The 11,448-nt window shown below is 55.5% G+C and carries 9 protein-coding genes; all 9 read left to right on the forward strand.

Features of this window, described 5'->3' with window-relative positions:
• The first annotated feature begins 148 nt into the window (after nt 1-148).
• The 9 genes from NYE74_RS19010 (at nt 149) to NYE74_RS19050 (ending at nt 11,434) form a co-directional block, all read left to right on the forward strand.
• Nucleotides 149-2,995: an FIMAH domain-containing protein gene (locus NYE74_RS19010; protein WP_341005320.1), complete on the forward strand. Its 2,847-nt coding sequence runs from the start codon at nt 149-151 to the stop codon at nt 2,993-2,995.
• Nucleotides 2,996-3,189: 194 nt separating this feature from the next.
• Nucleotides 3,190-4,578: an amidase gene (locus tag NYE74_RS19015; protein ID WP_213510697.1), complete on the forward strand. Its 1,389-nt coding sequence runs from the start codon at nt 3,190-3,192 to the stop codon at nt 4,576-4,578.
• 177 nt (nt 4,579-4,755) lie between these two features.
• Nucleotides 4,756-6,243 (forward strand): spore germination protein, encoded by a 1,488-nt coding sequence (locus tag NYE74_RS19020; RefSeq protein ID WP_036622832.1) that lies wholly within the window; start codon nt 4,756-4,758, stop codon nt 6,241-6,243.
• Nucleotides 6,240-7,424 carry a Ger(x)C family spore germination protein gene (locus tag NYE74_RS19025; protein WP_124332043.1) on the forward strand — a complete coding sequence of 395 codons (1,185 nt, stop codon included), beginning with the start codon at nt 6,240-6,242 and terminating at the stop codon, nt 7,422-7,424. The genes NYE74_RS19020 and NYE74_RS19025 overlap by 4 nt, the downstream gene beginning before the upstream one ends.
• Nucleotides 7,425-7,433: 9 nt before the next feature.
• Nucleotides 7,434-7,667: a hypothetical protein gene (locus tag NYE74_RS19030; RefSeq protein WP_036622834.1), complete on the forward strand. Its 234-nt coding sequence runs from the start codon at nt 7,434-7,436 to the stop codon at nt 7,665-7,667.
• A gap of 18 nt (nt 7,668-7,685) precedes the next feature.
• Entirely contained in the window at nt 7,686-8,780 is a 1,095-nt protein-coding gene (locus NYE74_RS19035; RefSeq protein ID WP_036622835.1) for a GerAB/ArcD/ProY family transporter, read from the forward strand.
• 71 nt (nt 8,781-8,851) lie between these two features.
• Nucleotides 8,852-10,114 (forward strand): M20/M25/M40 family metallo-hydrolase, encoded by a 1,263-nt coding sequence (locus tag NYE74_RS19040; protein ID WP_316561071.1) that lies wholly within the window; start codon nt 8,852-8,854, stop codon nt 10,112-10,114.
• 43 nt (nt 10,115-10,157) lie between these two features.
• Complete coding sequence (locus tag NYE74_RS19045) at nt 10,158-10,955, forward strand: DUF3100 domain-containing protein (protein WP_341005117.1); 798 nt, start codon at nt 10,158-10,160, stop codon at nt 10,953-10,955.
• Nucleotides 10,952-11,434 (forward strand): hypothetical protein, encoded by a 483-nt coding sequence (locus tag NYE74_RS19050; RefSeq protein ID WP_036622837.1) that lies wholly within the window; start codon nt 10,952-10,954, stop codon nt 11,432-11,434. The genes NYE74_RS19045 and NYE74_RS19050 overlap by 4 nt, the downstream gene beginning before the upstream one ends.
• Nucleotides 11,435-11,448: the final 14 nt, after the last annotated feature.

Consider the following 11,448-nt stretch of genomic DNA (forward strand, 5'->3'; position numbering starts at 1 on the left):
ATCCGGTAGACCGCTCGCCGTCATGCAGCGGATAGCTGGCCGGGAGTTCACGCAAAACGCGAGACGGAGGGCGGATGCCGATGGGCGTCAGCTCTCCGCTATCCCGATAGAGCAACCATTTCATTTCAAGGAGGGAATTTATATTTTGATGCTCAAACGCCTCGCCAAACCTTTATTGCTTTTCCTTGTCGCTGCGTTGGTTTTAGTTCATTTTGGCCCGGTTCCTAACGTTTCGGCCCAGTCCGAACCGCTGGGGGCGAGCACGGTGAGAACGGCGTTTACGCCGGACCAAATCTGGGCGGATACAAACGGCGATCCGATCGACGCCCATGGCGCCGGAGTGATGTTCGATGACAAGACGCAAAAATATTACTGGTACGGTGAATACCATCAAGACGCTTGGCCGGCGGCCGGGGTGCGCGTCTATTCTTCGGCGGATTTGCTGAACTGGAAGGATGAAGGCATGGCGTTGACGATGGTGAAATCGATGGCCGATTTTACCGACGATCCGCTTATTTCCGAGCTGTACGCCGGGCGGACGGATACTTACAACATCTGGGCGGACATTCGCGTTGGCCGGATCATTGAAAGACCCAAGGTCATCTATAATGAAAGAACGCAGAAATACGTGATGTGGGCCCATATTGACGGGGACAAAAATCCCGAAAACAACGCGCAAAACTACGGAAAGGCCCAGGCCGGATACGCGATCAGCGATTCGCCGACAGGGCCGTTCGTTTACCAGCGCAGCTACCGCATGGATCAATGCCCGCCGGATCAGGTCGACTATCAGCCCGGCAACCCGGGTATGGCGCGGGATATGAACCTGTTCAAGGACGACGACGGCACGGCTTATCTGATTTACTCCAGCGAAGAAAACCGGACGATTTACATTTCCAAGCTGCTCGACGATTATTCGGACGTAGTCGGCTGGCATAAAGACGGGAACGTGGACGAAAACGGCAATCCCGTTCGCGATGCGGTTTACAAAGGCGTTTACGGCGAGGATTATGTGCGCGTATTCCCCGGAGGGGTGCGCGAAGCGCCGGCCGTGTTCAAATATAACGGCAAGTATTATTTGCTGACCTCGGGCGCGACCGGATGGTCCCCTAACGAAAATATGTTCAGCGTGGCCGATGATATTTTCGGACCGTGGTCGCCGCTGAAAAATCCGTTTGTGCGCACGTCGCCAAGCGATCCCGATCCGGCCAAGGCTTTCGGTTCGCAGACGACAAACGTGATTCCGGTCGATCCGGAACGCGGCAAGTTCATTTATATGGGCGACAACTGGAACGGCGGCAATTTTTCGGCGAACGGCGGCGCGAAATACATTTGGCTGCCGATCGAATTCGGCCAGGGGACGGACATCTCGATCAAATGGTATAGCAGCTGGACGCCGGATATCTTGGACCATATGGGCGGTGTGGAAGCCAAAGTGGAACTGCCGGAAGTGATTGAAACCGGCACGCTTCTGAATTTGCCGAGCGAAATCGAGGTGACGCCGCACGGCGCTTCGGCTTCCATAACGACACCGGTCGTTTGGACCGTTGGCGGCCAGCCTTTGGGTGCCGGTACGTTTGCGCTGCCGGGCGTTTATTCGCTGCAGGCAACGCTGCCGGAATTCGGCGGCAAAACACTGCAGTTCAGCCTGTACGCCGTTCCGACAAACACGATTTATTTCGTGAACAGCGGCGGTCAGGAGACGAGCGATTACCGGCTGATGACCTCTTACCTTGAAGCGGCGCTGCTCAACAAGGGCACGCCGGAACAAGCGTACGATCCGGGCGATCCCGCGGCTTGGGGGTATCTTGGGACAGCTTCCAAACCGGCCGGTGCGGAGAGCGGGGATATTTTTACGACTCTAAGGTATTTGAACGGAGGCAACGTCGTCAACTCTCCCGCCGGGACCGATCTAACCTATAAATTCAAGGTTGATAACGGAACCTACACGGTTTATACCGGCTTTAACGACATCTGGCGAAACAGTACGCGCAAAGCCGACTTATACATCAACGGGGAAAAGAAGACGGCGATCACCTTCATTGCAAACCGGGTGTACGGTCATGCCGCGGATGTGACGGACGGGACGATCGAGATCACGGTGCGAAACACGGCGGCCCAGGATCCGCTGATCAACTGGATCATGATTGTGAACGATTCGCTGCCGGAGGACCCGCTGCAAGGGCTTCGCGCCCACGAGGAGAACGCGGGTTCGGCCTCGCTTAGCTGGAACAAGACGCTCGGCGCGATAGCTTACACATTGTACCGGTCCACCCGCGCAGACGGAACGTACGAACCGGTCTACCATGGCAAGGAAACGGAGTTTACGGACAGCGGCCTGAATCCGGCGGCGAACTATTACTATAAGATCAGCCACACGGATCTGTCAGGCGAATCGCCCTTATCCGCGGCGCTGCCGCTGCGGCAGGATCAAACGCCGCCGGGATTTAAGCTGCTCGCGGGCGGAGCCGAACTGGCGGAAGGGGATTCCTTTGATGACTACGCGCCGTTGACGTTCGAAGTGTCCGATAACATGTCGGATCTTATATCGGCGCAGATTACTGTGACGGGAGCCGTATACACGGTGGATTTGACGCAAGGAACCAGCGTCGAAATCGATTTGGCAGGGAAAGTCGGCCGCCATGTTGCCGAAATCAGCGTGGCGGATGCGGCGGGGAACGAGCTCAAGGGCACCTTCGAATTTCATGTCACGACCAGCATCGCCTCCATGACCAAATTGTTGGAGCGGTTTGCGCCGGAGCTCAGCCGCCCTCTCGTCAAGCCGCTCGCCAACAACCTCAAACAGGCGCGGCGCGAGTTGGATAAAGGCCGCCCCGATAAAGCGGCTAAGCATATGCGCGATTTCCTGAAGCACCTGAACAATCCGGCTTTGGCCCGGGAAGGGGATGAACACGCAAGGGCCGTCCTGAACGCGGACGCCGAGGTTTTGATCCGCCAATGGACTGAAGAAGGAACACCAAGTCTCGATAACTGAATAAATGATTAATTGAGTTAACTAAATGGTTTTCCCTAAGATTCTCGTTCCGTACAGCATTCCCGTTCCTACGAACCTATGAAAAAGGGTTGGCCCATACCTTTCTATCATTTTCCGAATAGATTGCAAGAGAGGATGCACGCAATCGCATTCGCTCACTTTCATCGGGTTTTGGTAGAAAGGAGAGGCTTCAAATGGGGAGAATCACGATCAGGGAACTGCAAACCGGTTACGCCGGCCGCTTGTTTACCCCGCTGGAAATCACAAAAAGGTATTTGAGACGAATCTTGCTCAAAGATCCGGCGTTGAACTCGTTTATTACGATCGCCAAGGAGCGGGCGATTCTGGAAGCGAAACGGCTTGAGGCCAAAGCCAGGGCCGGCGAACAGACCGGTGCGCTGTACGGCATCCCGCTCGCTTACAAGGACAACATCGACACCAAAGGAATCCGCACGACCAACGGCTCTTCCATCGACGCTTATAACGTGCCTTATAAAAATGCGGCGGTCGTTCAGCAGCTGCTGCTCAAGGATTCCATTCTGCTTGGCAAAAATAATCTGCACGAGTACGCCCTCGGCGTAACTTCCAACAATCCGCACTACGGTCCCGTCCACAATCCATGGAATCGGGAATATACGCCAGGCGGCTCCAGCGGCGGATCGGCGGCGGCGGTGGCCGCCGACTTGACCGCGGCTTCGATCGGTACGGATACGGGCGGCTCGGTACGCATCCCGGCAGCTTCCTGCGGCGTCATCGGCCTGAAGCCGACCTACGGTAAGGTGCCGACAAAAGGGGTGTTTTATGTATCATGGACGCTGGATCATGTCGGTCCGATCACGTCCACGATGAGCGATTTGGCGGTGTTGGCCGGGGCCATGCTGGGGCAGTCTTATCTGCCCGACCTGAAGACAGATGTTCGGGGGCTGCGGATCGGCGTACCCACCAGTTATTTTAACGAGCGCATCGATCCGGAAACTTACGGTCTGTACCTGCGCGCCCTGGAAGCGCTGGAGGCGCTCGGCGCGATCCTGATCGACACGGACGTGTCGTTTGTGGCCGGAAACGCCGAAACGTCGCTGACCATCGCCGCCTCGGAGGCCGGCTATGTCCACCGGAGCAGGATGGAGTGCTGCCTGTCCCAATACGGAGAGGATGCGAGAGCTTTGCTGGAATCGTCGCTGGAGATCACCGCTTTGCGCTATATCGAGGCGCTGAAGGCGAAGGAACGGTATGCGGAAAAATTCGCCCGCCTGTTCCGGGAAAACATCGATGTGCTGGCCACGCCCACCATTCCGATTCCGGCGCGGAAAATCGGCGTCGACGAGGTGCGGTTCGGCCCCTATACGGAGAGCGTTTTTGACGCGATGACCCGCTACACCGGCATTTTCAATATGGCGGAGGTGCCGGCCTTGTCGATTCCGTGCGGCCTAACCTCCGAGGGTCTTCCCGTCGGCCTGCAACTGGTTGCCGCCCGCGGCCGGGAGGATCTGCTGATCCGGGCGGGCTACGCCTATGAGCAGGATCAGCTTGGGGATTTTTACCGGGAGCGGGATAGAGTCTGCGCCGGATATATTTCGGAATGATGCAGAGGGGAACATGGTCTCGGGCATCCGCCGCATATGCGCGGCGGGTGCTCTTTGCTTGAAAGAATGGAGATCACTGGCTGGTTTGCTGAATTTTTCAGAACGCATTGACCATAATAAGGTAAGGATGTCCGACGACAGCCACAGAAAACGAGCCCTGGCTTGGGAGGAGCGGCGATGCAGAACATTGGCGAGACAACAATAGCGCCGCGTTTGGATGAAAATGCCGCGCGGCTGTACGAGGTCTACGCGGATAGCTTTGACGCCGTGTTTCATGATTTCAACTGCGGCGGAAAGCGGGCGGTGCTCGTATATTTGGACGGTTTGTCCGATACGGAGAAGATCGACGAACAGATTCTTGAACCCGCGTTGAAGCTGCCGGAAGGGGAGGGACTGGATGGCCTGTGCGCATGTTTGCCCGTATCCGCGTTTTCCCGAACCCTCTCGTTTGAAAAAATCGTTGCGGAAATCGGCAACGGCAATCCGGTGCTGTTGATGGACGGTGAAGTGGAGGGAATCTCGTTTAGCCTGGCCAAATGGGACAAGCGGTCGATTTCGGAACCAGAAGCGGAATCGGTCGTGCGCGGCCCCCGGGAAGGCTTTGTGGAAACGCTGACGGTCAATGTATCGATGATCCGCCGCAAGTTGAAGTCGCCCGAATTGAAGATGCGGGCCATGGAAATCGGCCAGTATTCCCAAACCAAGGTCGTGATCGCTTATTTGCACGGTGTTGCGGATTCCGCGCTCGTCGCGGAAATCCAAAAGCGGCTGAAACGCATCGATGTGGACGGTGTGCTCGAGAGCGGCTACATTGAAGAGCTGATCGAGGACAATCCATACTCGCCGTTTCCGCAGCTGCAGTCGACGGAGCGTCCGGACGTAGTCGCGGCCGGACTGTTGGAGGGCAGGGCGGCCATACTGGTCGAAGGGACGCCGATCGCGCTGATCGCGCCGACAACGGTTTTTGCGTTTCTGCAATCCCCCGAGGATTACTATCAGCGTTATTATATTGCTTCGGCTATTCGCTGGCTGCGTTACCTGTTTGCGTTTATCGCTTTGATCGGTCCCTCGTTTTATGTGGCGATCGTCACGTTTCATCAGGAAATGATTCCGACTACGCTGCTGCTCAACATGGCGATTTCCCGGGAACAAATCCCGTTTCCCGCCCTGGTGGAAGCGCTGTTGATGGAGTTTACCTTCGAGGCGCTAAGGGAGGCCGGAGTGAGGCTGCCGAAGCAGATCGGGGCGGCGGTCAGCATCGTGGGGGCGCTGGTCATCGGACAGGCGGCGATCTCGGCGGGCCTCGTCTCTTCCCCGATGGTCATGGTGGTCGCGATCACCGGCATCGCCTCCTTTCTGATTCCCCACTTCACCTTGGGCATTTCCATCCGGCTGCTAAGGTTTCCGATGATGTTTCTGGCCGGATTCCTCGGTTTCTTCGGATTAATGATGGGGCTTACGATCATTCTAACCCATTTGTTCGCTTTGCGTTCCTTCGGGGTGCCGTACGTATCGCCGGTTACGTACACAAGCGTCAACGCTTTGAAGGATACGATGGTCCGCGCCCCTTTCTGGAAAATGAACCGCAGGCCGCGTATCGGTGTCCTGAATCGCTACCGCCAGGGTGCGGGTCAGCGTCCGGGGCGGGAGGGCCAACGCCGATGAAGCGCGGCAAATACCGGCTCGCCGTATGGGGGCTGCTCGGAATGTTTCCGCTGTTGTCGGGCTGTTGGGATCGGACGGAGGTTAACGATTTGGCTTTAATCATGGCGGCCGGACTCGATGAAGGCAAGAACGGAGGCATCGAACTTTCCGTACAGGTGTACACTCCCAGCCAAGCGTCCGGCGGGGGCGGCGGACTCGAAACCGGCGGCGCGGACGGCAACGGCGGCAGCCAGGTTATCGTGCAGAGCATACGCGGAGCCGATTTCGCGGACGCTGCGGCCAAATTGCAGGAACAGCTTCCCCGCCAAGTATTCTGGGGTCACAGCGAGGTATACGTGCTGGGCGAACAGCTTGCCCGGAAAGGAGTTCTGGATCAGATCGATTTTCTGTTCCGCCATCCCCAGCCGCGCGAGCGGGCTCATGTTTTCGTCAGCAAGGGTAAAGCCAAAGATATTCTAAGCATGAGCACCCGTATCGAACGGGACAGCTCCGAAGCGCTTCGGGAATTGTCCAATCTGTCGATGGGGATGGGGATTACGATGAAAGATTTAAACCAAATGCTGACCGGCCGGTCGAAGGCTGCCATTTTGCCGCTGATCGAAATTAAGCGGGAGCAGGGCAGCGATTATTCCTTTCCGGTCATTTCCGGCGTCGCGGTTCTGAAAGACGGGAAGCTGGCGGGCGAATTTAATGAAGACGTCCGCCGGGAAACGCAGTTGATCCGGGGTGAACTGAACGTATTGAACGTTACGTTCCCCGTAGAAGGAAAGAAAGAACAGGAAGAGGGGCTTATATCCGTCCGCATTATCAAGTCGCGCGCCAAGCTGGTCCCGGAGATCCGCGGTGATCGGTGGAGGTTGACGGTGCTGGTGGAAGGCGAAGCGGTCGTGCAGCAGAACGAATCGGCGGTCGATGTGACGAAGCCGGAGGAGCTGCCGCGCTTGGAGAAATTGTTAAACCGGAAGCTGGCGCAAAAAGTGGAACAGGCCTTCAGTCAGATTCAAGCGGAAAGCCGGGCGGACGTTTTTGGGGCGGCGGACGCGTTTTGGCGGAAATATCCCCGGCAATGGGCCAGGGAGGAAAGCCGATGGAACGATATTTTTCCGAACGTCGACATACTTGCCGCAGCCAAGATTCGCATCTTGTCGCCGGGTTTTTCCGGGAAAAGCCTGCATAAATGAGGGAAAAGCATGATCGGTTTAAAAGTGATCGGCATCAGCCTGCTGGCCGCCGCCTTGTTTCTGTATGAGCTCCCCCTGCTGCGGGCGGGAAAAAAGAAAGAAAAAATCGCATTTGCCGTCCTGACCTTAGGAGGGTGGGGGCTGGGCCTTGTGTTGTTGTTCGTTCCCGGTTTGCCCGGTCCCACCGAACTGATCAACTACGTGTTCCGCCCCATCTGGATGTTATTGACTCCCGAGGGATAGAGGTGCGTACTCAACCGTATGGAAAAGGAAAAGATTTCGAATATACAACTCGCCTTTATGATGTATTTGATGGTCGGAGGCACCTCGATTCTCATCGTGCCGTCGTTCACCGCGGCGCAAGCCAAGCAGGATATGTGGATATCCCCCGTTCTTGGTTCGGTGTTCGGGCTTCTCATCGTATGGCTGACGTGGAGCTTGCACCGGATGTTTCCGGGAGAGACGTTGATCCAGTATGTGCAGCGCGTACTCGGAAAAGCGCTGGGAAACGCGTTCATCGCCGTGATCCTGTTTTTCCAGATCGACGCGATCGGCTTAATCGTCAGGGAATATGCGGAATTTACCGTTCAAGCGTTCCTGTCGCAAACGCCGCTCGTCATTATTATCGCCAGCATTGTGCTGACGTGTTCATTTGCGGTCAGGGCGGGCGTGGAAGTTATCGGGAGGTTCGGATTGATCTACGGTCCGCTGTTCTTTTTGTTTGTGCTGGCCATCTTTTTATTGCTATTGCCCGATTACAAATTTACGAACATGCTTCCCGTATTCGGCCTGGGGATTCGTCCCGCGTTAAAAGGGGCGTTGGAGCCCTCGGTTTGGTTTATGGAGTTTTTGTTTATCTACTCTTTTTACCCGGCGGTCCGCCAAGGGGATCAGACCTTAAAAGGAGGGATATTCGCGGTCGCGCTGATGATGTTCACGATGGTGATCACCAATTTTACCTGCTTGTTCCTGTACGGGGAAGCTACGGCCAACCTTACTTTTCCGACGCTTTCGGCATCGCGGTATATCAGCATTTCGGACTTCTTTTCCCATGTGGAGGCGATTGTGATGGCGCTTTGGATGCTGGGCGGTTTTGTGCAAATATCCATGTGGTACTATTCCTTGACGTTGAGTACGGCACAATGGCTCAAGCTGGACAATTACCGCTTCCTCGTGTTTCCGGTCGGCCTGCTCATCGGGGTTTTCAGCATCTGGACGGCCAAAAATTTTCAGCAGATGCTGAAATTTTTTCCGACCGGAGGGACGGGGTTTTCTTTCGTTGCCCTGTTACTGATGCCGCTTCTGCTCTATGCGGTGGCGCTGATTCGGCGGAAATTTTTTTTCAACAAATATTGACATGATTCGCTGCATTCAAATAAGATTTAACTTATATTTATACAAAATTGGATTTGTGGAGGTGAAACAAATTGTTTTTCAAACAACAGTATGAAGAGATCGCCAAAATCGGAAAAACGATTTTCGACCATCCCGAGCTGGGTTACAAGGAGTTCTCAACAAGCGCATTGGTGTCGGATTATTTGCGTAAAGTGAACCCCGACGCCTCCCTGGAAACGTTCAGCACCACCGGTATCAAAACGACGCTCGGACCGGGCAAGCCGTTACATATCGCATTTATCGCCGAGTTGGACGCCGTTTACGCGCCGACTCACTGGCGGGCGGACGAAGAGACCGGGGCGGCCCATAACTGCGGCCATTATACGCAAGTGGCCATCGCGCTCGCCATGTACAACTATTTCTTTACGACGAAAGCGTATGAGGGGTATAATTATACACTTTCGTTCGTTTTTGTGCCTGCCGAGGAATATCTTGATCTGGCTTACCGGGAAGAACTGCTGAAGCAGGGGAAAATCTCCTATTACGGCGGAAAACCGGAAGCGATGAAGCTGGGCGTCTTTGACGGCATCGATATCGGGATCTGCGTTCACGCCATGGGCGGGGAATACCCGCGGCGGACGATTGAGATCAATTGCGATTTGGCCGGATTTTTGTACAAGAAGTACAGCTTTAAGGGCAAGGCAAGCCACGCCGGATTTGATCCGTTTTCGGGAAACAACGCGTACAGCATGTCGACTTTGTTCAACGTGGCGCTGGGCCTATGCCGCCAGCAGCTCAAGGATGCGGAGAAGGTGCGCATGAACCCCATCGTGATGTCCTCCGATATGTCCACCAACGTCATACCGAACCAGATTACGGTCGGCACGGATCTGCGGACTCAAACCGTCGATTATATGACCGAGGTGGCCGCGAAAATGGACGACGCCGCCAAGGGCAGCGCGCTGGCGCTGCAGGGCGAGGTCGCCATCGAGACACAGATGGGGTATTTGCCGTTCGTGCAGGACCGGTATTTATCGGAATTCGTGCTGGAAGCGTTCCGCGAAACCGGAGAAATCAGCGATTGTCTGAACAATAACGCGATCAGCGCGGCCGGCGACATCGGCGATTTATCCTTTATGATCCCCTGCATCCAGATCGGGTACAGCGGTTTTACGGGAACAATCCATGGGGACGACTTTAAGGACATCGACCCGGAATTCATTTACGCCGTATTCCCCGAATTTTTGACTCGGGTGTTTAAACGCATGAACGGGCGTATCGACCCCAGCAAGCTGTACCGCCGTTCTTTCGCCGATTACGAGAAGCTGCTGGCTTCCATCGTGACGCCCTCTTGAGGCGCGGGCGGAACGATGACGAAAACTTACCGAGGAGAGACCCATGAAGCCGAAGTTAAACTTTATTTATTTGCTTGTTTTTGTACTTTTGGTCATCACCGTTGCCGAGTGGATCGGCATCCAGTCGATTCCGGTCGGCTCGGTGCGCATTAGTTTGCTGCCGCTCGTTTTCGCCATCCTGATTACGATGGTTTTGGGCTTGGCTATATTCCGCAAAGGATTCATGAAAAAAATCTACAGCAAAGAAAACGTGGATTTTGCCGGCAAATATCTGATCTTTATCATGCTGCCGCTCATGGCCCGGTACGGAGCCGATATCGCTCCGAAAATCCATGAGATCATGCAGGTTGGCTGGGTATTTATTCTGCAGGAAATCGGCAACCTGGGGACTGTACTGCTGGGCTTGCCGGTGGCCATTTGGATCGGCCTGCGGCGCGAAGCCATCGGAGCCACGCTCGGCATCGGGCGGGAAGGCGAACTGGCGTACATCCCCGAGAAGTATACGCTGGATTCCGACGAAGGCCGGGGCGTGCTGTCCCTTTATATCATCGGAACCTTATTCGGCACGCTGTTCTTCAGCATTATTGCGCCGTTGATGAGCGCGGCCGGCTTCTCCGTTGAAGCATTGGCCATGTCTTCCGGGGTCGGCTCCGCGAGCATGATGACCGGGGCATCGTCCGCGCTGATCGCGGGTGCGCCCGAGCGAACCGACACGATCACCGCGTATGCGTCCGCAAGTCAGCTGTTGACCAGTTTCCTCGGCACGTACACGATGGTGTTTTTGGCGGTGCCGCTGCAGCGTTTTATGTACAAACTGTTGGTTAGGGGGAAAGCGAAATGACGAGCGGATTGAACAAATACGTCAAATACGCTTTAGTGCTGCTGCTTAGCGTGGCGCTGATCCTGTTCACGGAACAGATCAAGCATCTGAAAAATCCGGAATCTGCCTCCATCTCCTGGGATACGATCGGCGGGCTTGCCGTGCTGTGGCTGTTTTCCTTTATCGGCATCCTCATCTCGGCGGTCATGAAGAAGGTTCCGGTCAAATTTCTGCAGGAATTTCCGGTGCTTGGCTGGGTGTCAATCACTTCGCTGATCTTCTGTCTTTCTTCCGATGTGTTCGTAAACGCGATTCAAGCGGTGAATTTCCTCTCGATCACGACGCCGATCCTGACGTTCGCGGGCATTTCGGTGGCCAACCGGCTGGTGGATCTGCGCAAAACGTCCTGGCGCGTCGCCATCGTCGCCATTTTCGTCTTCACGGGAACGTATCTGGGCAGCGCTATTGTGTCGGAAATCGGTTTGGCCTTTACCCGCTGATTTCCGCGGGTAGA

Origin of the sequence: Paenibacillus sp. FSL P4-0127 (assembly GCF_038007325.1) — a bacterium.
GTDB classification, from domain to species: Bacteria; Bacillota; Bacilli; order Paenibacillales; family Paenibacillaceae; genus Fontibacillus; species Fontibacillus macerans.